Below are 22,223 nucleotides of genomic sequence, written 5' to 3'. Positions count from 1 at the left end.
CAACGGTAGAGCAGCTGACTTGTAATCAGCAGGTTGGGGGTTCGATTCCCTTCGCCAGCTCCATAAAAAGAAGGAGTGTAAGATAAGAGTTCTTATGCTTCTTTTTGTTTTTTAGCATTACAATCTATTTACATATAAATAAAGCCGTCTCTTTGTTCTCATTATAATATTTTTTGTGTCAGTATCCCACTATACGCTTTATAAAAATATTCTATACAAAACTGGCAATATAAATGGTACTGAAAAGGTCAAAATTGTCCCAGTAATCAATGTAACCAGTCCTAATTCAACACCTACAAATTTTGTTATTGGAGCTAGCATAGTATCCATATTCCCAGCAGCTCCTCCAGCGATTGGACTTCCCTTACTAATTCGAATTAAAAAAGGAAGCATTAATACGGTAAAAAACTCCCGCATAACATTGACAATAAAACCATATGTACCTCCTTCAATCCCATATACACTTGTCATAAATGCTCCAGTTATACTATAATAGCTCATTCCACTTACAGATATAACCGCAATAGAATAAGGTACTTTTAAAAACATTCCACCAATTACTCCTCCTAAGATACTTCCTAAAAAAATTGCAATTGGTAAGAAGATGATTTTCCAACCTAACATTTTCACATATCTAAATACTTTCTTATTTGTACCCAAACTTATTCCAACCCCTATATACAGAATCATTAAAGAAACTGTTAATACAATAGATAAAACATACTCACTATTTTGAGGAAAAATAAGAAATCCAACTAAAATTCCTGTCAAAATGCTCACTGGCATAATCCAAACTAAATTCAAAGTTTCTTGACTTTCTTCTTGAGAAATATCTACTTCATCATTTAAAGACAATTGATCTATTAATAATTTCTTTTGTATTTTTTCCAGTGGTAAAATTGTTTTCTCTATAAAGAAAACAAAGAGTACACTAAAACTTAGAGCTAATAATGCTAATACTGTACAATTAAATCCTACAATCCCTAGTTTTTGCATAACTTGAGAATCTATTCCAATAGAAGCTCCAATGACAAACATCAACACTACTAAGGTTGTATTTATAATCTTATCTACTATTAGCAAATATTTTTGTGATAATTTTTGAATGCCTATTAACAAACCAATCCCTAAACTAATAAAAGGAAACCATGTCAAAAAAATTACCTCCTTAGTAGCATTTATTTAATATGCCAATAAATTTATTTTATGCTTTTTTATCTTTAGAAATAGGTGGATAGTCATGTTGATTTTCTTTATAATCTGTAACAATAATATCCTCATTTGAATCATAAGTTACATAATTAGGACCAATCGGAATCTTTCCATAGCCATTTGGAATATCTAATACATAAGTTGGTTGGCATATTCCTGATAATCTTCCTCGAAGAGCCTTCATAAGATTTTGTCCTTGCTTAATAGACGTTCTAAAATGAGATGTTCCTGGTACTAAATCACAATGATGAAGATAATATGGTTTTACACTTATAGTTATAAGTTTTCTAAATAATTCATCTAAAGCTTCAACATTAGCATTTACCCCTTCTAATAAAGCCGTTTGACTTAATAATGGAATTCCTGCTTCAACAAATGTTTTACATCCTCTTTTTACCTCCGTTGTAATCTCTTTTGCATGATTACAATGAATTACAATCCATACAGGCTTATCTTTTTTTAAAATATTTATTAATTTAGGTGTAATTTTCTCAGGTGCAACAATCGGTACTCTAGAATGAATTCTAATCATCTTAACATGGTCAATTTTGTTTAATAAACCTATAATCAATTCAAGTTTTTTTTCTGAAGTTGCAAGAGGTTCTCCTCCTGTTAGTATCACTTCCCAAATTTCAGGAGTCTGTTTAATATATTCTATTGCATCATAAATTTCTTGTTCAGTAAGTTCTGTATTCTTTTCAGGCAATTTCCATTTTCTAAAACAAAATCTACATCCAACCAAGCAATCTCTTTTAGGTATTAATAATGCTCTATCTGGATAACGATGAATAATTCCTTTCACCTTAGAAAAACGATCGTCTCCAATTGGATCTTCTATCTCTTCTTCTAAAATATTTAGTTCTTTTTCATTTACAATAAATTGACGATAAATAGGATCACTTGAATCCTTTTCATCTATCAATGCTTTAATTGCAGGTGTAATTTTATTTTTCAACTCATAACCTTCTTCTACTCTAAACATATTAATCCTCCTTTTTATTTATAACGTTTTTTATATTTTTCAGCCGCACACATCAACGCATATTTCCACAATGCATATATATGATCTTGAGATAAATGTATTGTTCTAATTGCAGGTTTACTGTATCCTAACTCATCAGAATTCATCCAATATCTTGAAAAATCTGTGTGCAGTATTTCTAGACCAAAAGATTTGGGATCTTCAAAAAGTGGTGATCCTGGATAAGGTACTGGAACTCCTATGTGTGATAGATCTGTTAATTTATTTTCAATAAAATAACAGATTCTATCAATTAACTTATTGGCAGATTCAAAACTTTCTTCTGCAAGCCCAATAATCCAATATGTAATAGGGGAGATACCTGCTTCTCGAATAAGTTTACATTGCTCTTCTGCCTTATCGAATTTTACTGGTTTTCCCATTTTATCTAAAGCATCTTGGGAACTATTTTCTACGCCCATTCCAACCTGAGCACATCCAGCTTGTTTCATTAACTTTAAATCATCTGCATTTAAGCGTCCCACTGTAGTTTGACACCACCATTTGACATGACCCAAGTTTCTTTTAATTAATTCCTTGCATATCTCATGACCAATTTTTTTATTACTCATAAAAGTGAGATCTCCAAAGCAATAAAATTCCATACGATATTTATTGTAAAGATATTCAATTTCATCCACTACTTTTTTAGGATCTCTATAACAGACTGTATAATCATCATATGATGTATTATAAAATGCATTACATGAACAAAATGCACAGCTAAACGGACACCCTTTTACTGAGAAAACTCTAGGCATCAACGGCAAGGATTCTTCACAAATCAAATCATATTCTGGATATGGTAAATCATCTGCATCTATGTGATTACAACTTTTTTTAGGTGTATCTATGATATCTCCATTTTCATCTTTAAAAGATATTCCCTTAATCTCTCTTAATTTATTTATTTTACCTTCTGCTTTGATAAGTTCGATTAAAGTTTGATTTCCTTCCCCTCGAATAACAACATCAACATTTGGATTTTTCATTAACTCTTTACCAAATAGTGTTGGATGCATTCCTCCTAACATAACAATTGCATCTGGATGGTATTTCTTTATAATCGATGCAATACGCAATGCATTTTGGGATGCTACTGTAATAGATGAAATACCAAATATTTTTGCTTTTTTCTTTTTGATTGAATCTTCTATATCTTTTTTTTCAATCATTCTATTTTCATTTTCTCTTAATACACGATCTAATGCATGAAAATCAAGTAAGTCCACAGTATAACCAGCTCTTTTTACAGAAGCAGCTAAACTAAACAGTCCATGATTTGGTTCATTTGGTAAATCTCCTAGAGGTTCATTATTATTCATTGAATCCCAATAATCTTTTACTATCTCATTTTGATCTTGTTGTAATAATCTCATCAAAAAATATGGTTGAATTAGCATGACATCTACTTCTTGCTCACTGTACAAAATTTCATTTATTTTCCTCATTTTTCCTCTCCTTTATATATGTTTTGTATACAAGCTTAACTTATATATATATTTTTTTTAAAAATATATTCTATTTAAAAAGTATTTTTACAATAATTATTTAGTTTATGGAAACAAAAAAACGTTTTTATTGTGTTAAAAAACTTACACAACAAAAACGTCTCTTCGCCAGCTCTACTAAAATAAGGAGTATAAGATAAGAGTTCTTATGCTTCTTTTTATTTAAAACAAATATCTATACACCAAATAACATTGTCCTGTTAAGAAAACTGTACATAAAATAACGTTAAAAGATAATTTTTTACCCTTTTTATATTCTTCAATTAAACTAGATACAAAAATAAACATAGGAGATAAATTTATTAAAATAAAACCGAGAGTTATATGTTTCAAATAATAAGATATAATTGCTGCCAAAGATATTATTAAAATTATTATCACTCTGATCTTTTTTCGATTTTTCATATAGCACCTCCACTAAACCCTAAAGGAACAATTCCTTTGGGGGTTTATTTACTATTTTAAATTCAATTGTTCAAAGCCTTCACTTATATACTTATTCAATGTTTTATATAATTGTTTACAAACTTAATTATTCGATCTAAAGCATCTTCAGGTTCAACCCAAAAATCAGGAAAATATCCTATTCCATCTCTCCAAACAAAATCTGGTTCAATATCAAGCTCAAGTCCAGCAAATACTCTTGTTTTAGTATTTGGAAGAATGTTCCCTGCTGGAGATGTTACATTTAATGCTCCATAAGAATTTGTTCCAATAAAAATAACATTCTCCATATAATTTAAATGACTAATCATAGCCTCTCCTGCTGATATAGTATCTTTATCAAACAAAACAATAATAACCTTATCATTTTTAAATTTTTCAAATTCAGGAATACTTATTTTACACCATCCCATAATATCAAATTTCTTTCTTAAATTATTGTCTACTTCAAATACTGCTTCTTCAATTTTATTTTTATCTACATCTACTGCCATTTTTAACACTCTCTTTTTAGCAACTTCATTAATAAGGGATGCGTTAATATGCTTTAACATAGACACATTATTCATATTATTATTTGTAAAATTTCCAATCCATTTAAGTCCCGGTGTATGAAGTCCTCCTGTATTTCCTCTTAAATCTAATATAGCAATATTTTTATCTGAATATTTTAAGCCATCTTCTGAGAGTTTTTCTAAATTTAAATGTTTTCCAAATGAAGAAACCTTAAATACAGGAATTCCTTCTACTTCTTTAAATGAATAGGCTTTATTTTTTAACAAAGATGGTGATGAAGCAATTTTTTTAAGATTAATTTTCTTTTCAATTTCTTCTTTGTCCTTGATAGTTATATTTATATCACATGAATTATTTGTACTCTCTTTTAAACATACGATCTTATATATAATCTTTCCCTTCTCATCAATTGAAGGCTTTATATAATTTATTGGATCATTTCCTTCTTTTATATAAAATATACTATTATTTTTAAGAATACTTTCCTCCTTATTCATAAATGCATAAGTCTTTCTAAGAGGTTGCAAAGCATTTATTCCAAAATGTCCATCCTTAATAAACGTTAAATTATTAATAATTATTTTTTGAAAATCTATTGATGATATCTTTCCAAACTTATCTTTCGATTTTTTTAATTCTTCTAATATTTTACTCTTTGCTTTATTAAATTTTTTCATCTCCTCCAAAATATTGATACCCAGCATATCCATATTTAAGATTTGTAAAAAGATAATTCACATCTTCTTTTACCTCTTCATATGTAAATACTTTTCCTGGACTAAAAAAAGGTGCTGATTCCATAGCTTTACTCTCATCATCCTTAGGAATCTTATCTAGTCCCTCTTCCCAGCTGGTATAATCCTTGTACAAATATTTTTCAAACTTTTTTTCCATTTCGTCCGTAGATAAATCACTTGTAATTCTATTAGATTCAATATATTGAACAATATCTCCTGGAAGTCCATCTAGTGTATATTCCACCTTTTTACTATCCTCAACTTTTTCAGAATGATTTAGTTTTGTCTCTAAACCCTTAGTCTGTGGATTCTTTAAAATAAATACGATACTCAAAATAACAAATACGCTAACAATCCCCAAAACTATAGATTTTCTTTTTGATAATCTCATAATCCCCACTCCCTTTATATTTTTAAACTTTCACTAAAACTTACCTAATCATTTGAAGTTTTTATAACTTTCCCTTTTTTACGTAACCCAGTTTCTAAAAATCTCATATAATACTAAAAGACAGTTTTTCTGTGTTAGATCTTTAACACTTTATGACTGTCCTTTCGATGATTTAAATTTAATTATTCTTATTTTTTAGTATGAAAATCCACTGAATTATAAATAAAACAAAAGCAACGATACATAACACAATCATTTTATCTCCCCAAATTTTTGAATGTTTAGATGAAATATCAGAAAGTACTCCTTGAAATATCATTCCATATATTAATCCTATACCCGCTAATATACTTACAATTAAATCCATATAGCTTAAACTTATATTTGATGCTTTGCATTTTTTAATAGCTCTAAAACTTACGATTGCTTTAATACAGTTTACAAATACTATTAACACTAAAAAATAATATGCATAAAAACTCCAATGATAGTAATGCATCAGTTCTTCAAATGCACTATATTGTCCATTCACATAGAAATCCATGTTTCTTCTCCTTTTCTCAAAATATAGCCTTTAATTTTAAGCTCTAAATATATGAATTGTTATATCATTTACTTTATTTCTATATACAAATTAAAACTCCTTTATTTTTCTTTTTATGTAAAAATAATACAAATTAGTGTTAAATTCAGCATAATATTTCTTTCACATTAAACATTTTACTTCTACATCAATTTTAAAATTTAGACTTTGTTGCTTCTTCTTTATCTTATTACTTTTTTTAATACAAAAACAGTGGTAAACTACCACCGTCTAAACTATTGATCATTTGTATTTTAGCAAAGACATAAAAAATTAGGAACAATTATTGAGAATTTGTGAAAATATAGAAAAAAGGAGAAAATGAGTAGCATTACACTGTTTGAGCAAAGCGAGTTTGTAATGCTATTTTCGACTGTTTCTATATATTTTCCAAATTTGAAAATCAGTGACGTTTTTTATGTCTTTGTCTAAAAAAATTCTCATAGTAAAAAAACAGTGGCCTCTCGCCACTGTCCATTTTTTATTTAAATATTTTTTCTCTTACAATTGTTTGACTTCTTTTCGGTCCTACAGATACCATCTTAATAGGAGCTCCTACCAATTCTTCGATTTTTTGAAGATATACTTTTGCATTTTGTGGTAATTCTTCATAAGTTGTACATTCTGTAATATCTTCTTTCCATCCATCTAATTCTTCATATACAGGTTCACATTTTCCTAAATCTTTAAGACTTGCTGGGAAATGTTGAATAATTTTGTCTCCTAATTTGTATCCTGTACAAATATAAAGCTTGTCAAGTCCAGTTAAAACATCTAAAAGCATAATAGATAAAGCTGTTACTCCATTGATTCTTGAAGCATATTTTACCATTACTCCATCAAACCATCCACATCTTCTTGGACGTCCTGTTACAGTTCCAAATTCATTTCCTGCAACTCTGATTTTATCTCCCACTTCATTGTCTTGCTCTGTAACAAAAGGTCCTTTTCCAACTCTTGTTGTATAAGCTTTTACAACTCCTACAACTTCTTCAATCATATTAGGTCCTACTCCTGCTCCCACAGTAAATCCTCCTGAAATAGGATGTGAGCTTGTTACATAGGGATATGTTCCTAAATCAATATCAAGTAGTGCTCCTTGTGCTCCTTCAAACAATACTTTTTTTCCGTCTTTTATGGCATCATATAATACAACAGTAGTATCATCTACATATTTTCTAATTTTTTGTGCATATTCTAAATAAGTAGTAATAATTTCTTCTTTATTTAATTTTTCTCCACCATAAATTTTTTCAATGATTTCATTTTTTCTATCAATTTGTTTAGATACCTTTTCAACAAATATTTCTTTATCCATCAAATCACATATTCTTATTCCTGATCGTTCTACTTTATCCATATAGCAAGGACCTATACCATTTTTAGTAGTTCCAATCATTTCTCCGCCACGAGCAGTTTCTGCTAAAACATCCATATATTTGTGATATGGAAAAATCACATGAGCTCTATCACTAATTTTAATATTATCTGTAGAAACTCCTTGTCCTTGTAGAGTATCTATTTCCTTTAAAAAACCTTCTGGATCAAATACAACGCCGTTTCCAATAATATTCACTGTATCTTTATATAAAATTCCTGATGGGATTAAACGAAGTGCATACTTTGTGTCTCCTACAACAACTGTATGTCCCGCATTATTTCCCCCTTGTCCTCTTACTACTACATCTGATTCTGCTGCAAGATAATCTATTACCTTTCCTTTTCCTTCGTCTCCCCATTGAGCACCAACAACTACTACTGTTGCCATAAAAGACACCTGCCTTTTTCATATATTTAAATCATTCAATTCATTTTACGAACATATATATTTTATAGTATTAAAACAACATTATCAAGTCAACAAAACACGAATATTATCATTTATTTTATTATTTTTATTCGAATTAAATGCATGCTACTATCTATATTATGAGGAGATTTCTTATATAAAATACAAAAGTGCCTAACTATTTAGGCACTTAGAGATTTATTTTTCATTTTTCTCAAAATAATCATTTAAATCTTTCATTAGATCTTCTAATTTTAAGCCATGTACTGCTGCTGCCTCTTCAATACTTTCCATAGAAGATGCAGGGCATCCTAGGCAATGAAGTCCATGTTTCATAAAGATTGGTGCTGTTTCTCTATCCATTTGTAATACATCCATAATAATCATATCTTTTGTTATTTTTGCCATTTTAAATCCTCCTTTTGGTATTTTATATCAATTCATTAATCATTATACCATGTTTTTTATGAAATCAAACATCTTTATCAATAGAATTTTATCCACATATCCACAATATTATTCCACAGCTATAACAGATTCTGTGTAAAAACCTTTGAATTTTTGATAAAATCTCTCTTTTGTATTCTTCATATACACATAAGTACTCAATTTTTTCCCGTTTCTATATGTGAATAACTTTTGAAACTGTGTATAAAGTGGATTGTAAAATATTTCTGAATATTGATCTTCAAATTCATCTAATTCTTCTTTTATCTTTTCAAACCCACAATGTAGATAACATTGTATGGCTCTTTCATTAAATTTTGCAGTTCTTAACACAATACTTTTCATATTTAAAACTTTAAAATAATAATCTAAAAATAAAAGAATAGCTTCTGTTCCATATCCACAATTTATACGATCTGGATCTAGAACAATTCCTAATTCACTTCTTTTTCGAATCCATTTTATATCTCTTATCGAAAAATATCCCACTACTTTTCCTTCTAGATCTTCTATGGTAAAACTTCTTTTCATAAATTTCTGGTTTTTTTCTTTATACCATCTATCTCTTTGTCTTTGGTTTAACTTCGGAAAATTATAATGAAAAAATAACGGATCATGATGTTCTCCCCAATGCTGCATTTTGTCCACATCTGATCGAATCATATCTCTAATACAAACCTTCTCTCCCCTTCGTCTCATATCCCTCACCTCAAAAGCTATATATTGTCATGATTATACCCCATCTTATAATCATTTTTATGCTTTATAAAAAAAATTTATACTTTCATAAACAACAAAAGGCACATACCTTGTGCCTCCTACTGTTAACAACATATAATTTTAATAATCCATAAAATCCACAACACTTATTGAGAATTTTTGACTTTATCTATCCATTTCATCCATTAAAGTTTTAAACTTATATAAATGCTTTACTTCTTCTTTTATCAATCTTTCTAATACTTTACAAGTCAAATCTATTTTTGTATTTTTAAGAATCGCATCATAAAATAAAATAGAATCCTTTTCAGCTTGAAGACCAATGTATAAAGCTTCTTTTACAGTACATATATTCTCAATTTTGTTTAATGTAATACCATTTACATTAAAAATTGCCGTTTCACTAATAGCTCTTAAATAAGCAGTAGTCACTTCATCATATCTATATTCTTCGATCTCATCATTTTTTAACTTTTCAGCTACTTTATTATAAATATTTTCAAAAGTATTCATATGTTCTAATTCTTCTAATGCTAAATACTTAAACATATTTTTTATTTCTTCATCTTCAAACTTTTCTTGTGCACTTTTATAAAAATTATACCCTGCTTCTTCAATACCTTTGGCAATTTTTAATATTTCTAATTCATTCAAATTATTAATTGACATTTCATATTCCTCCTCTGTTCCCCAATATTTTATTCTCTAAATTTATCTAGATTCGCAAATTTAGTAAATTGACCAAGCCAAGCCAACTCTACTGTTCCAGTTGATCCATTACGCTGCTTTGCAATAATAACTTCCCCTATATTTTTTTTCTCACTATCTGGATGGTAATATTCATCTCTATATAAAAACATAACAATATCTGCATCTTGCTCAATAGCTCCTGATTCCCTTAAATCAGAAAGAATTGGTCTATGATCTGCTCTCATCTCCGGAGCTCTTGAAAGCTGTGACAGGGCTACTACAGGGCAATCCATTTCACGAGCTAGTCCTTTTAGTGATCTTGAAATGGTAGAGATCTCTTGCTGTCTACTTTCGTTTTTTCCATCTCCAGACATAAGCTGCAAATAATCAATAAGAACCATATCTAACCCTTGCTCTATTTTTAATCTTCTACACTTAGCTTTCATCTCCATTACAGAAATACCCGGAGTATCATCAATAAAAATCTTAGCTTGTGCCAAGGGTCCCATAGCTTTTGCAAGTTTTGGCCATTCATCTTCATTCAAAGTACCTGTTCTAATCTTTTGAATTTCTATATGAGACTCTGCACTAAGCATACGTTGTACAAGCTGATCCTTTGACATTTCAAGACTAAATATAGCAACAGAGGCATCCCCTTTTATAGCTGCATTTTGTGCAACATTTAATGAAAAAGCAGTCTTTCCCATACTCGGTCTTGCTGCTACCAAAATAAGATCTGATCTTTGGAGTCCACTTGTTTTTCTATCTATATCTGCAAATCCTGTTGTAAGCCCTGTTATTCCTCCCTTATTTTGATAAAGCTCTTCAATTTTATCAAAGCTTTCTAAAAGTACTTCTTTGATAGGAGCAAATCCTTCTCTAGATTTGTTTTGAGAAATATCAAATATGCTTTTTTCTGCTAAATCTAAAATAGAAGTAACTTCTTCTTCTCCTTGATACCCTTTTTCAATAATTTCCGAAGAAGCTTTTATAAGTTTTCTAAGAATTGACTTTTCCTCTACAATTTTAGCATAGTATTTTACATTGGTAGTCGTAGGAACAGCAGAGGATAAACTTGTTAGATAAGTAATTCCTCCAATAGCCTCTAGCGTTTGTCTTTGTGTTAATTCCTCTGATAACGTAACCAAATCTACTGGTTCATCTCTATTGTATAATGACAAAATAGCATCAAAAATTTCTTTATGTGCTTGTTTATAAAAATCCTCTTCTTTAATAATTTCTGATGTCTCTATAATTGCATCTCGATCTAAAATCATAGATCCTAATACAGATTGTTCTGCATCGATATTATGAGGTGGGATTTTACCCAAATATTCCATATTACTCCTCCTACCTAAAAAGCCAGCAATCCTGCTGGCCTTTTATTTATGCTTCTTTTACTTCTACACGCATTTTTGCTGTTACTTCAGGATATACCTTCACTTCTACAAATATTGCTCCTAACGCTTTAATAGGTTGATCTAATTGGATTTTTCTTTTATCTATTTTTATTTTATGTTGTTTTTGTAATCCATCAGCAATATCTTTTGAAGTAATTGATCCAAATAGTTTTCCACCATCACCTGATTTTCCTGTTAAGAGCACTGTTAATTTTGAAATTTTTTCTGCTAATGCTTTTGCATCATCTAGTTCTTCTTGTTTTTTCTTTTCCTCATGAGCCTTTTGCATATTTAAAACTTTTACATTTCCTTGTGTAGCTTCCTTTGCAATACCTCTTGGCATAAGATAATTTCTTGCATGCCCATCACTAGCATTAACCACATCACCTTTTTTTCCTAATCCTTTTACATCTTTTAATAAAATTACTTTCATGATTGCTCCCCTTCCTCCAAATATTCATCAATAGATTGTTCTAACTTATCTGTAGCTTCTTCTACAGTCATTCCTGTAAGCTGAGTTCCTGCCACTGTTAAATGACCTCCGCCTCCAAGTTTTTCAAGTATTAATTGTACATTGATATCTCCAAGGGATCTTCCACTAATAATGATTTCATCATTTTCACGAACACCCAATACAAAAGATGCTGTAATCCCTCTTATATTTAATAACTCATCAGCAGCTTGAGCCACTACCAAAGAGGTGTTTTCCATTTCCTTTGCACAAATAGATAGTGCCATATTTTTTCTTATTTCTTTTGCATTTTTTACTACATCAGCAATCGCAACAAAAGTTTTTAAATCATCTTGAAAGAACTGTCTTACATTTGTTGTATCTGCCCCTACTCTTCTAAGCCAAGAAGCTGCTTCAAAAGTTCTTACTCCTGTTTTAAAAGAGAAGTTTTTTGTATCCACACTAATTCCTGCTAATAAAGCTTCTGCCTCTATTTTTTCAATATGAATTTTTTCATCCATATATTGTAGTATCTCAGATACCAATTCGCAAGTAGATGATGCATATGGTTCTAAATAAATAAGTACTGCTTGATCAATAAATTCTGATCCTCTTCTATGATGATCAATTAAAACAATCCTCTCTCGTTTATTTAAAAGCTCTGGACACTGGGTAAAGCTTGGTCTATGAGTGTCTACTACAACTAATAAAGCTTCTTCACTCATTTTACTTATAGCTTCTTCACTAGTAATAAAATTATATTTTCCCTTTTCTTTGATATGCTCCCATAGGTTTTTAACTTCATCGTTAACTTTATCTAAAATAATATAAGCATCTTTCCCTCGATTTAAAGCTGCCCTATATACTCCTAAAGCAGCACCTAAACTATCCATATCAGGAAATTTATGTCCCATAATGATCACGAATTTAGATTGATCTATAAGTTGTCTTAAAGCATGAGCAATAACTCTTGCTTTTACTTTATTGCTTTTTTCAACAGCCTTCGTTTTTCCTCCATAAAAATTGAGAGTACTTATTTTTTTTACAACTGCTTGATCTCCACCTCTTCCTAATGATAAATCCATAGCAGCTTTTGCATATTCATAAGTCTGACTTAGTGTCTTTCCACTAGCTCCAACGCCTATGCTTAGTGTAATAGGAATCTTATTTCCCCTTTGAATTTCTCTAACTTCATCTAGTATTGTAAATTTTTTCGCTTCTAACATATCTAAATATTGATGTTCTAAAATCATAATATAGTGATCCTTTTGATGTTGCTTTACGATAGCATTCATCCTAGATCCCCAAATGCTAATTTTTTTATTCATCTCTGCAATCACTAAAGGTCTATCTTCTTCTGCTGTATCTTTTAATACATCATCATAATTATCTATCTGTACAAGTATCACAACAGGTCTTTCATCATTATATTTTATCTTTAAATTTTCAAAATTGGTATGATCTATAAAATACATCATGATCATATATCTTTCATCATATGCTTTAGAAGTTTTTACAATATCATATAATATTTTGTAATGTTTTTCATTAATATCTACTTCAATAATAGCATTCTCTTTTTGTTCAAAAATTTGATTCATATGAAGAGAGCTAATTAAATCCTCTATACTTTTTTCTAAAATATCTTTTGTATGAATCATTTCTGAAAATTTAGCATTATACCAACTGATCGTTCCATCAAATTCAATAACTACTAATGGAATAGGCATATTCAGCACTGCATACTTTGTCACAGAATCCATATTATAAGATAGATCCTCAATATATTTAGTCCACATTTCTTTTCTATTATATTGAGTTTTAAAATTATAATAAACAAAATAAACAAGCAACAAGATACCTATACTTCCTATGAGCAAATTGTAATAAGCAATGATCATTACTAACAAAGTCATAATCCCAAGATGGATTTTTGTATCTGGTATAAATAGCTTACTAAACCTTTTATTTCCCATATACGGCACTCCTAAAATTTTTAGTTACGTATTTTTAATTTTCTAAAATCCATAAAACAATCCATAAACCCTAGAGTTGCTAATATAAATACCCCTTTTCCACTAAGTAAAATCAACATATATATTAATATTTTCATAAGTTTTCTTATCTTTAAAACATCAAAAAAATAACTCATAACTCCTATTCCTTGTACAAAATAAACAATATAAAAAATTAAAAATACATTGATTACAAGACTTTGATAATTAGCAAAATTAAAATATCTTGTAAGCATTGTAAGGCCTATAATTAAAAAAGTTCCCATTACAAAAGTCTTTGGAAGACGTACATACTTCAAAGGTGGCAAAGCTTTTGTCTCATATCCAAGTTTTTTTAGAATTTTACAAGTAAGAGCATAATTCATAAGAGGAAGTGTAGTACATGAAATAATAATGATTCCTGGAATCATCATCATAAACATTTGCATACCTAATTCTATCATTTTCCTAAATTCATCAATTTGTGTAGTTTCCATTCCAAGAGTTTCATACATACTCATTTGCATATTCATAGACTGTTCTAACATTTGATTTATTTGAGTAATTACATCAACACCCATAACTATCGATGATAGTTGAATAGACATAACCAAACCTATTAAATAAATCAAAGCTCCTCCTGCTATAATCTGTCCTGCCGATGCATCTTTCTTCATAAGATATGCCATAATTATAGCAGTTCCTCCCATAAGGATACTTAAAAATATAGCTTGAACGGGTCCTATAAAGCTCATTGTAATCATTGCCCAAATAATAATCGCCCACGTTATGTAGTACATTCCATGTCTTTTTCCTAATATAATAAAAGGAGTAGGAAGAAAAAAAGTAATAAAAGTTAACACAGGAATATAATTTCCTATAATGGTAAGTACACTTATTAAAGCAATCAATAAAGAGACCTCTACCATAGCCCGCGTCTTATTCTGCGTACTCAAATAATATCACTCCTAGCTTCTATTTCTATTTCTATCTAAATATTGTTTTAAGCTGGATAAGTCTCCATGCCAGTCTTCTATCTTATGTTTCTCCAAAATCCCTAATTTTATTTTATCTTCTATACGCATATCTATTCTTGAATAAGAAACTCCTAATCTTTTACCGAGAATATACGTAACAAAAACAATATTTGCAAGTACATCTACTAAAGCATCCTGAGATCCCTTTATACCCCTTACCAATATCTCATAAAGTGACGCAACAGTCATTAAAAGCTCGCTTTTTAGCCATTCAATAGTTTTTATGTTTCTTGTAATATCTATATTTTCTGGTGGCATCATAAACTTTTCATCCCCCTTTATATATATTATATCAGATTCAATCTCATTGTATAGATATGGCTCTTGATCTTTTATACTCTATTATAATCGTATTTATACAAAAAATTCAAACCTTAAATTTAAATTTTCTATGTTAAAAATGCAAAAAGAGAAGTGAGGAATCACTTCTCTTTTGATTATTCTGCTGTATATGGAAGCAATGCAACTGTTCTTGCTCTTTTGATTGCTACAGTAAGTGCTCTTTGATGTGTTGCACATGTACCACTGATTCTTCTTGGAAGTATTTTTCCTCTTTCTGTAACATACTTACCAAGTTTTCTTATATCTTTATAATCGATATGATTTGCTTTGTCTGCACAGAAGCTACATACTCTTTTTTTACGACCTCTTCTTTTTGGTCTTGCCATTTCATTTCCCTCCTTTTCTAGAATGGGATATCATCATCATCTATTTCTTGAAATCCATCTGGGTCTATTTGTGGAGCACCTGATCCTGCTTGATCATTTTTGTTGCCCCACTCAAGAAATTCTACTCTATCAGCTACGACTTCTGTAGAATATCTTTTTTCACCGCTTTGTGTTTCATAATTGTTATTTTGAAGTCTTCCTTGTACAGCTACAAGTCTACCCTTTGCAAGATAATTTGCACAGTTTTCACCTGTTTTTCCCCATACAACGATCCTAAAAAAATCAGCCATTTTTTCTTGACTAAATGGTCTATCTACTGCTATCGTAAAGGTGGCAATTGCTTTTCCGCTTCCTGCTGTAAATCGCAGCTCAGGATCTTTTGTAAGTCTTCCAATAAGAATTACTTGATTCATGAAAACACCACCTTAAAATTTACTTTTCTTCAATATTTACGATTAAATGTCTAAGAACAACATCAGAAATTCTGAAGTTTCTATCTAATTCTTTAGGTACATCTTTATCTGCCTTGAAGTTCATTATTACATAGTAGCCTTCATTTAACTTTTCGATTGGATAAGCCAACTTTCTGTTGCCCCACTCATCTACTTTTTCAATTTCACCATTTGTTTCAATGATGCCTTTGAATTTCTCTACTACTTGTTTTCTTTGTTCTTCTTCAAGATTTGATTTTAAGATGAACATCACTTCATATTTTCTCATTATTTTCCACCTCCCTATGGACTGATTCGGTCCTTTTTATAGGACAGAGAGTATCATTTCAGATTACAATCTCACATCATGGTATTATATCAGTTTGTATCATAAATTGCAAGAATAAATAAATATATTATTTATTCTTCTTTCCTATTTACAATTTTTCTTACTCTTTTTTCAAATTTAACTCTAGGAATCCAAACTTGTTTATCACATCCTACACACCTGATTCTAAAATCCATTCCCGTTCTCATAATTTCAAACTCATTACTTCCACAGGGATGATTTTTTTTAACCTGCACCACATCCCCTACTCTTAAATCCATTGGCATATAAACCCCTCCTACTTTTGTATACAATTGCCCGAAACAAAAGTTTCGGGCTTCAATTTAAAACAAAGTCTTTTTTTGAAAGGTTTGTTAAGTATACTTTGTTGAAATACATTACGGAAATTATGAAAATAAAATTTATCAATAGACCATAATTTCCTATGTCTTATAAGATATTTTAACTTTTCTTATCAGAAATGACAACTCTTCTTGGATAAGGAATTTCAATTCCTTTTTGATCAAATGTTTCTTTGATTCTTTTTCTTAATTCTCTTTCTACAGCCCATTGCTCCATAGGAGTAGTTTTTGCAACAATAGAAAGGACCACATCCGACTCACCTAATTTACTTACTCCTAATACATTTGGTCCTTCAACTATGTTTTTATTTTCTTTTTTTATCTTTTCACACAAATCATTTAATACACTAATTGCATGATCAATATTCTCTTCATAAGAAATTCCTACTTCTACTAAAGCTCTCATATCTCCTCTACATTTATTCGTAACCTTATCAATGATTCCATTAGGAATAATATGAAGATCTCCATTAAAATCTCTTACTGTAGTCACTCTAAGCGTCATATCTTCTACGATTCCTAAGAAATTTCCTATCTGTACATAGTCCCCAACATGAAATTGATTTTCTAATAAAATAAAAAATCCTGTAATAATATCTTTTACTAAACTTTGAGCACCAAAGCCTATAGCTAGTCCCCCTATTCCTGCTGCTGCAAGCAATGATGAAATTTTAATTCCTAGCATTTCAAGAATAGATGCAAAACTAATAAAATAAATGGTATATCGTACAATGCTATTTACAATACCATTTATTGTATTAATTCTTTTTTCTTCTCCCATAATTTTAAATTTTGATCGATTATTAAAAAATTTGTTGATTAATTTTACAGAAAATTTTATAGCAATCTCCATAACAATTAAAATTAAAATAATCTTTATAAAATTTTCTATATACTGTCCCACTTTTTCTGGATGAGTATATTGATTAAAAACATTTAACATGTGTTTATATATTTTACTCAAGCTTTAGCCTACTCCTTTCATTACAATTTTGTTATGATTTTGTTTTTACCCTTTTTCTGTATTTTGAACACATCTACATTTTCTATTTCTTTTCCTAATTCATCTAAGATATCTATTAATTTTTCACATGGAAACTTAATAGATAGGCCACAGCTTGCACTAATCTCCCTTGGTGTTGGAATGGTCTCTATTGAAAAATTTTTCTTTAATTTTATCTCTGTTTGTATAGCATGGTGAGTAGATTCAAATGAAATTATATAAAATTCTTGGCTAAACATAATATTTTCCTACAAAGTAATCCTATTTTTTGCACTATGTAAAGTGTCTAAAATCGTATACATATTGGTTACACTGCCTACTTTCAGTTTATCCTTTAGATGAAAATAATCTAGACAAGTTCCACAAGATAAAATCTCTACCCCTTCTTGCTCAAGAAGTTTTAAATAATCTAATACTTCAGATCCTTCTGTAGTTAATTTTACTCCACTATTTAAAAATAATAAAGTTTTAGGATAAGAGGAATATTCTGTTAAAGTATAGATATATCCCTTCATCAATATCTTTCCTAATTCTTCTGAACCATCTCCTAAAATATCTTTTCCAAATAAAATTACCAAATTTTTCTCATCTTCTATTTCACACTCTATATCTTCTATTTTATCTCCTTTTGTAATATAAATATAAAAATCTTCTTTTTCTTTTTTCACTTCTACTTGACAATTTAAGCTTTGTACTAACTTAGAAACATTGTGCATAGCCACTTCATTGTCTACGATAGTAAGTATACTTCCTTCATTTAAACTATCCAGTACCTTCTTTGTTTCAATAACGGGTTTTGGGCAACTAAGTCCTCTAGCATCTACTTTATGATTCATAATATCCCTCCATCTTTTTACTCCTTTAATAATCCAAAAATTGGATTATTATGATATAAAAATTGAACTACCATCGATTTTTCAATCCCCTCTTGTAACACACTTAAATCTTTCATAGTTACGAAAGGAGTCATAATCGTGATGATGATCAATACTATTAAAAATCCTTTGCCTACTCCTAATAAAGCTCCTAAAGAACGATTCATTTCATTTAAGATTGGAAAAGAAGCCACTGAGTCTATACAATATCCTACTAAAAACCAAAGTATTTTTACTCCTATGAAAATAACAATAACACTTAAAAAATTTATAAACATATTCGCTAATACATTAGACACATTATGATATGCTAATTCTTTAGTAGATTTGCAAAACTCTTGTATTACTTGTGGAAAATCTAAAATTTGAAATAAACTTCTTTGTGCAATAATACCTCCTGATGAAGCTTGGTACACCTTTGCACTTTCAAATCTATTATAAATCAAACTCTCTACTTTTGAAAATATAGCTTCATTCTCTATAATGTATTTTGAAACAAAAGGATAATATTTTTTTGCTACGATTCCAGCTACAATATAACTAAATGTATGAAAAAACGAAAGAATAAGCCCTCTTTTCCATCCTTTCATTCCACCAATAAAGAGAATCACAAGCACCGAAACATCCATCCAATTCATAACAATCTCCTACTTTTCTTTATACTTTATTTTTAGAATCTGCACTTTATTTTTAAGAACTAAAATAAATTCATTTTCTTTGATCATATATATATCTTGTATATCATTATTAATCTTCTTTTCTATCAATTCTTTTCCATTTTTAGAAAAATATAAAGTTCTTTCTGTAAAAGCAATAAAAGAGTTCTTATACGTATCAATTCCTAATACTTCTCCTTTGATAGGAAGATTAGAAAGTTCTTTCCCTTTTATATCTATGGTTTCTAAATAATTTGTACTTTTGGTATCTATAATAGATTTTTTATGATTGATTAAATAAAAAATAGCATACCCTTTTTCATTCCAACTAACTTTTCCAATAGAACTAGGAAGTTCTTTGCTCCACAGTGGTCCATTGGTTTTAGAAAAAGCCATTATTTTTTTTACTCCAACATTCAACAAATCTCCATCTTCACTAAAAAATATATTTGTAATGACTTGATTCTTGTATTTATTTCCTCCTAAAAGCTTTCCTTCTTTTGAATAAAGAACCACTTTTGTCTCTAAAGTATTATCTTCTATTTCCATTACCGATATACCAACCCATCCTTCATTAGATATTGCTATATCTACTATACTTCCTTGATCAATAATAATTTGACCTTGCTTTTTTCCTTCTACATCAAATGTATAAATTTCTGTATTTTTTTCATTTTCAGAGTATAAAGCTATAGAGCCTTCTTTATTAGACACCATATTTTGAATAGGTTTTTCTAAATTTATGCTAAAAGCTTTATTTCCTTTATCATCAAAAGCTATCATTTCGCCAGTTTCTCTATCTACTAAAAATATATTTTTTTCACTCGTTGTAATAATAGATTTTTTAATAGACTTGTTTATACTCCATTCTTCTATACCATGTATATTATATTTTTTTAAAACTTTTTGATCATAAATCACCATTCCCTGTAAAAATGGATATACCTTTCTATTTTTATCTTCTTTATATTCTATGGTCACAATGTTTTGAAAATCTATTTCTCCATATCCTAAAAGATTTTTTGCTATATTTACTAATTGTGCACCACCAAATATAAGAATAGATATAAAAATAATCATAAAAATCCTATAACGAATGGGTCTACGTCTTTTTTTCTTCTGCATTCCTATTCCTCCTGGTGTTTTGTACTAAATATTATTTTTATATTCTCTTAAGTTTAGATAAATCCTCTATATCTTATGACCTATTTTCTTAAACAAACTAATGAATAGAATAAAAAAACCCACATATCCAAAAAATGGATAAAGTGTATGTACTAGCCTTTTAAATCCAAATTGAGATAGTGGAATCGTAACAATACAAAATAAAATACATACAAAAATACGCTTTATCTTTATTTTTTTTTCAAGTGTCTGAATCAAAACAAACCCATTAGCAATCGCTGTAGTAAGCATTGCACCCCAAAGCAAAATTCCATACATAACTGTAGCTTTTGTACTCATTAAAGACGCAATACTCATCATAGGAATCTGTACATCTTTAACTTGTGTATAACATAGATAAGTAGGTAAAAACAAAAATAAAAGCATGCATCCTAATAAAGTACCTCCCAAAATCCCTCCTCCTAAAGCCACCTTTTTATGACTGAGTAAAGGATACATAGCACTTAATACTACTGCTGCTGATATAGTATTATAGCTTACATATAAAAGAGCAGACACAATCCAATTTCCTTCACTCTCATATCCTCCATAAAAAATATCCATTAGATTTTTACTTTCATGGACTGTGTAGGTTCCTATATATATAATTCCTATAATGATCAATGGTACAACCACACTATTTACAAATGCAAGGCCATTAATGCTAAAAATAAAAGTAAAAAAACAAATGACACTCATCAATACAATTCCTATTTCTTTCCCACATCCAAAGTATTCTTCAAATAATGCTCCACTTCCTGCTAGCATAACACAATAAAATGATAAAAGTAATAAAGATAAAAACCACTCTATCCCTTTTCCTATAAACTTGCCAAAAAAAGATATAACAAAATCATGATAAGATTTAATTTTATATTTATGTACTTGAAGCAAAACAAAACTTCCAAATAAACTAAATAAAATAGATGTAAAAATTACTCCGTACAATCCATTAATTCCATTTCTTGTGAAAAAATATACTACTTCCTGTCCTGATGCAAAGCCTGCCCCTATTAAAGTTCCTATGTAAATACTTGCAACTTTTAAAACATTTTTTTTCAATTTTGCATCCCCCTTTGCACAACAGCCTTTCTATTGCTTAGCTTTCATATATACAAAAGCTTATTCTATTGTATGTGTTGTGAAAGTTGTCTCATGATTCAAAAAGAAACTGTTAATTATTTAACTCGTTATTTTTCAAAAAATTTATATTTTCTTGATTTTTAATTAACTTTACGTATGATGATTATATTGTTTTTTCAAAGTTGGTTTCGTTTTCCTATTTTTTCATTTTTTACATTTTTTCTCTTTATTTATAAGGAAAAATATGTTATACTAAAAATACAAAGTTAATTTTTTAACAAATTTATATAGAAAGAAGATGATCAGCATGTTATTTCGTTTAATCACAATGTGCTTTGTGATTTTATTCCTGAGATATGTAGCTGCTGTTAATCGAAAGGAAAGAGAAAAGGAAATCAAAAAAAAATATGAAGTATACTAAAGATCAAGGCTTCTGTTAAACAGAAGCCTTTTTTTGATTACGCATTAAATTGAGATTTTATTTGTTGAACATCATTTTGATTTGCTGGTGCAGCAGGTTTATAGTATCCCTTTTGCTCAGCAGTTTTATAAAGGTTGTATTGAAATGTTTCACAGCTATTTCTCATTTGTTGGACAGTTTGACGAAATTGAGGATTTGCTGCTTGTGTAATTACATTTGCATAACCTGTAATACTACTATTAAGCATAGATAATACGTCATTTACCATATCTTTGTTTTGCATTTTCTT

27 protein-coding genes are annotated in these 22,223 nt (G+C 29.3%); all 27 read right to left on the bottom strand.

Features of this window, described 5'->3' with window-relative positions; genetic code table 11:
• Positions 1-198: 198 nt before the first annotated feature.
• Entirely contained in the window at positions 199-1,155 is a 957-nt protein-coding gene (locus EK368_RS11535) for a LysO family transporter (RefSeq protein ID WP_129599867.1), read from the bottom strand.
• Positions 1,156-1,204: 49 nt separating this feature from the next.
• A complete protein-coding gene (locus tag EK368_RS11530) occupies positions 1,205-2,194 on the bottom strand; it encodes a KamA family radical SAM protein (RefSeq protein WP_129599865.1) in 990 nt (329 codons plus the stop codon).
• A gap of 14 nt (positions 2,195-2,208) precedes the next feature.
• The gene (locus EK368_RS11525) at positions 2,209-3,684 is read right to left on the bottom strand and encodes a B12-binding domain-containing radical SAM protein (RefSeq protein ID WP_129599864.1); all 1,476 of its coding nucleotides are present in this window, start codon (positions 3,682-3,684) and stop codon (positions 2,209-2,211) included.
• Between the two features lie 222 nt (positions 3,685-3,906).
• Positions 3,907-4,149, bottom strand: a complete 243-nt coding sequence (locus EK368_RS11520; RefSeq protein WP_129599863.1) for a hypothetical protein — start codon at positions 4,147-4,149, stop codon at positions 3,907-3,909.
• A gap of 95 nt (positions 4,150-4,244) precedes the next feature.
• On the bottom strand, positions 4,245-5,381 hold the full coding sequence (locus EK368_RS11515; protein WP_165000432.1) for a S41 family peptidase: 1,137 nt from the start codon (positions 5,379-5,381) through the stop codon (positions 4,245-4,247).
• Complete coding sequence (locus EK368_RS11510) at positions 5,368-5,832, bottom strand: hypothetical protein (RefSeq protein WP_129599860.1); 465 nt, start codon at positions 5,830-5,832, stop codon at positions 5,368-5,370. Before EK368_RS11510 ends, EK368_RS11515 begins: the two co-directional genes overlap by 14 nt.
• Before the next feature lie 178 nt (positions 5,833-6,010).
• Positions 6,011-6,376 (bottom strand): hypothetical protein, encoded by a 366-nt coding sequence (locus EK368_RS11505; protein WP_129599859.1) that lies wholly within the window; start codon positions 6,374-6,376, stop codon positions 6,011-6,013.
• A 520-nt stretch (positions 6,377-6,896) separates the two neighbouring features.
• Positions 6,897-8,183 carry an adenylosuccinate synthase gene (locus tag EK368_RS11500; RefSeq protein ID WP_129599857.1) on the bottom strand — a complete coding sequence of 429 codons (1,287 nt, stop codon included), beginning with the start codon at positions 8,181-8,183 and terminating at the stop codon, positions 6,897-6,899.
• A 219-nt stretch (positions 8,184-8,402) separates the two neighbouring features.
• A complete protein-coding gene (locus tag EK368_RS11495; RefSeq protein WP_129599856.1) occupies positions 8,403-8,612 on the bottom strand; it encodes a DUF1858 domain-containing protein in 210 nt (69 codons plus the stop codon).
• A 108-nt stretch (positions 8,613-8,720) separates the two neighbouring features.
• Positions 8,721-9,350, bottom strand: coding sequence for a GNAT family N-acetyltransferase (locus EK368_RS11490; protein WP_129599854.1), 630 nt, complete (start codon positions 9,348-9,350; stop codon positions 8,721-8,723).
• A 186-nt stretch (positions 9,351-9,536) separates the two neighbouring features.
• Complete coding sequence (locus tag EK368_RS11485; RefSeq protein WP_129599853.1) at positions 9,537-10,040, bottom strand: ferritin family protein; 504 nt, start codon at positions 10,038-10,040, stop codon at positions 9,537-9,539.
• A 29-nt stretch (positions 10,041-10,069) separates the two neighbouring features.
• Entirely contained in the window at positions 10,070-11,401 is a 1,332-nt protein-coding gene (gene dnaB, locus EK368_RS11480; RefSeq protein ID WP_129599851.1) for a replicative DNA helicase, read from the bottom strand.
• Positions 11,402-11,447: 46 nt separating this feature from the next.
• Positions 11,448-11,894, bottom strand: a complete 447-nt coding sequence (gene rplI / locus EK368_RS11475; RefSeq protein WP_129599850.1) for a 50S ribosomal protein L9 — start codon at positions 11,892-11,894, stop codon at positions 11,448-11,450.
• Positions 11,891-13,888 carry a DHH family phosphoesterase gene (locus EK368_RS11470; RefSeq protein ID WP_129599848.1) on the bottom strand — a complete coding sequence of 666 codons (1,998 nt, stop codon included), beginning with the start codon at positions 13,886-13,888 and terminating at the stop codon, positions 11,891-11,893. The genes rplI and EK368_RS11470 overlap by 4 nt, the downstream gene beginning before the upstream one ends.
• Positions 13,889-13,908: 20 nt before the next feature.
• On the bottom strand, positions 13,909-14,862 hold the full coding sequence (locus tag EK368_RS11465; RefSeq protein WP_129599847.1) for a YybS family protein: 954 nt from the start codon (positions 14,860-14,862) through the stop codon (positions 13,909-13,911).
• 12 nt (positions 14,863-14,874) lie between these two features.
• Positions 14,875-15,204, bottom strand: a complete 330-nt coding sequence (locus tag EK368_RS11460) for a MazG-like family protein (protein ID WP_129599845.1) — start codon at positions 15,202-15,204, stop codon at positions 14,875-14,877.
• Positions 15,205-15,380: 176 nt separating this feature from the next.
• The gene (gene rpsR, locus EK368_RS11455) at positions 15,381-15,611 is read right to left on the bottom strand and encodes a 30S ribosomal protein S18 (protein ID WP_053955075.1); all 231 of its coding nucleotides are present in this window, start codon (positions 15,609-15,611) and stop codon (positions 15,381-15,383) included.
• Positions 15,612-15,628: 17 nt separating this feature from the next.
• A complete protein-coding gene (locus EK368_RS11450) occupies positions 15,629-16,024 on the bottom strand; it encodes a single-stranded DNA-binding protein (protein WP_129599844.1) in 396 nt (131 codons plus the stop codon).
• A 19-nt stretch (positions 16,025-16,043) separates the two neighbouring features.
• Entirely contained in the window at positions 16,044-16,331 is a 288-nt protein-coding gene (rpsF, locus tag EK368_RS11445) for a 30S ribosomal protein S6 (RefSeq protein ID WP_129599843.1), read from the bottom strand.
• Positions 16,332-16,462: 131 nt separating this feature from the next.
• Positions 16,463-16,657, bottom strand: a complete 195-nt coding sequence (locus tag EK368_RS11440; RefSeq protein ID WP_129599841.1) for a DUF951 domain-containing protein — start codon at positions 16,655-16,657, stop codon at positions 16,463-16,465.
• 175 nt (positions 16,658-16,832) lie between these two features.
• Complete coding sequence (locus tag EK368_RS11435) at positions 16,833-17,696, bottom strand: mechanosensitive ion channel family protein (protein ID WP_243109412.1); 864 nt, start codon at positions 17,694-17,696, stop codon at positions 16,833-16,835.
• A 20-nt stretch (positions 17,697-17,716) separates the two neighbouring features.
• Complete coding sequence (locus EK368_RS11430) at positions 17,717-17,974, bottom strand: putative Se/S carrier protein (RefSeq protein ID WP_129599839.1); 258 nt, start codon at positions 17,972-17,974, stop codon at positions 17,717-17,719.
• 9 nt (positions 17,975-17,983) lie between these two features.
• Complete coding sequence (gene yedF, locus EK368_RS11425) at positions 17,984-18,571, bottom strand: sulfurtransferase-like selenium metabolism protein YedF (RefSeq protein WP_129599838.1); 588 nt, start codon at positions 18,569-18,571, stop codon at positions 17,984-17,986.
• Positions 18,572-18,588: 17 nt separating this feature from the next.
• A complete protein-coding gene (locus EK368_RS11420; protein WP_129599836.1) occupies positions 18,589-19,248 on the bottom strand; it encodes a CvpA family protein in 660 nt (219 codons plus the stop codon).
• A gap of 9 nt (positions 19,249-19,257) precedes the next feature.
• Complete coding sequence (locus EK368_RS11415; protein WP_129599833.1) at positions 19,258-20,391, bottom strand: DUF5711 family protein; 1,134 nt, start codon at positions 20,389-20,391, stop codon at positions 19,258-19,260.
• A gap of 66 nt (positions 20,392-20,457) precedes the next feature.
• A complete protein-coding gene (locus tag EK368_RS11410) occupies positions 20,458-21,492 on the bottom strand; it encodes a YkvI family membrane protein (protein ID WP_129599831.1) in 1,035 nt (344 codons plus the stop codon).
• Between the two features lie 479 nt (positions 21,493-21,971).
• Positions 21,972-22,217 (bottom strand): spore coat protein, encoded by a 246-nt coding sequence (locus tag EK368_RS11405; RefSeq protein ID WP_129599829.1) that lies wholly within the window; start codon positions 22,215-22,217, stop codon positions 21,972-21,974.
• Positions 22,218-22,223: the final 6 nt, after the last annotated feature.

The sequence above is a fragment of the Anaerophilus nitritigenes genome (genome assembly GCF_004138215.1).
Classification (GTDB): Bacteria; Bacillota; Clostridia; order Peptostreptococcales; family Thermotaleaceae; genus Anaerophilus; species Anaerophilus nitritogenes.
The sequence above is the reverse complement of the archived record's forward strand: the minus strand, read 5'-3'. Positions and strand labels throughout refer to the sequence as shown.

Coding starts and splice junctions, on each gene's coding strand:
- EK368_RS11405 (WP_129599829.1), bottom strand. CDS start 22,217: ATGCAAAACAAAGATATGGTAAATGACGTATTATCTATGCTTAATAGT.
- EK368_RS11430 (WP_129599839.1), bottom strand. CDS start 17,974: ATGTTTAGCCAAGAATTTTATATAATTTCATTTGAATCTACTCACCAT.
- dnaB (WP_129599851.1), bottom strand. CDS start 11,401: ATGGAATATTTGGGTAAAATCCCACCTCATAATATCGATGCAGAACAA.
- EK368_RS11515 (WP_165000432.1), bottom strand. CDS start 5,381: ATGAAAAAATTTAATAAAGCAAAGAGTAAAATATTAGAAGAATTAAAA.
- EK368_RS11525 (WP_129599864.1), bottom strand. CDS start 3,684: ATGAGGAAAATAAATGAAATTTTGTACAGTGAGCAAGAAGTAGATGTC.
- rpsF (WP_129599843.1), bottom strand. CDS start 16,331: ATGAGAAAATATGAAGTGATGTTCATCTTAAAATCAAATCTTGAAGAA.
- EK368_RS11495 (WP_129599856.1), bottom strand. CDS start 8,612: ATGGCAAAAATAACAAAAGATATGATTATTATGGATGTATTACAAATG.
- rplI (WP_129599850.1), bottom strand. CDS start 11,894: ATGAAAGTAATTTTATTAAAAGATGTAAAAGGATTAGGAAAAAAAGGT.
- EK368_RS11500 (WP_129599857.1), bottom strand. CDS start 8,183: ATGGCAACAGTAGTAGTTGTTGGTGCTCAATGGGGAGACGAAGGAAAA.
- EK368_RS11505 (WP_129599859.1), bottom strand. CDS start 6,376: ATGGATTTCTATGTGAATGGACAATATAGTGCATTTGAAGAACTGATG.
- EK368_RS11490 (WP_129599854.1), bottom strand. CDS start 9,350: ATGAGACGAAGGGGAGAGAAGGTTTGTATTAGAGATATGATTCGATCA.
- EK368_RS11420 (WP_129599836.1), bottom strand. CDS start 19,248: ATGAATTGGATGGATGTTTCGGTGCTTGTGATTCTCTTTATTGGTGGA.
- EK368_RS11440 (WP_129599841.1), bottom strand. CDS start 16,657: ATGCCAATGGATTTAAGAGTAGGGGATGTGGTGCAGGTTAAAAAAAAT.
- EK368_RS11470 (WP_129599848.1), bottom strand. CDS start 13,888: ATGGGAAATAAAAGGTTTAGTAAGCTATTTATACCAGATACAAAAATC.
- EK368_RS11485 (WP_129599853.1), bottom strand. CDS start 10,040: ATGTCAATTAATAATTTGAATGAATTAGAAATATTAAAAATTGCCAAA.
- EK368_RS11520 (WP_129599863.1), bottom strand. CDS start 4,149: ATGAAAAATCGAAAAAAGATCAGAGTGATAATAATTTTAATAATATCT.
- EK368_RS11510 (WP_129599860.1), bottom strand. CDS start 5,832: ATGAGATTATCAAAAAGAAAATCTATAGTTTTGGGGATTGTTAGCGTA.
- rpsR (WP_053955075.1), bottom strand. CDS start 15,611: ATGGCAAGACCAAAAAGAAGAGGTCGTAAAAAAAGAGTATGTAGCTTC.
- EK368_RS11530 (WP_129599865.1), bottom strand. CDS start 2,194: ATGTTTAGAGTAGAAGAAGGTTATGAGTTGAAAAATAAAATTACACCT.
- EK368_RS11450 (WP_129599844.1), bottom strand. CDS start 16,024: ATGAATCAAGTAATTCTTATTGGAAGACTTACAAAAGATCCTGAGCTG.
- yedF (WP_129599838.1), bottom strand. CDS start 18,571: ATGAATCATAAAGTAGATGCTAGAGGACTTAGTTGCCCAAAACCCGTT.
- EK368_RS11460 (WP_129599845.1), bottom strand. CDS start 15,204: ATGATGCCACCAGAAAATATAGATATTACAAGAAACATAAAAACTATT.
- EK368_RS11415 (WP_129599833.1), bottom strand. CDS start 20,391: ATGCAGAAGAAAAAAAGACGTAGACCCATTCGTTATAGGATTTTTATG.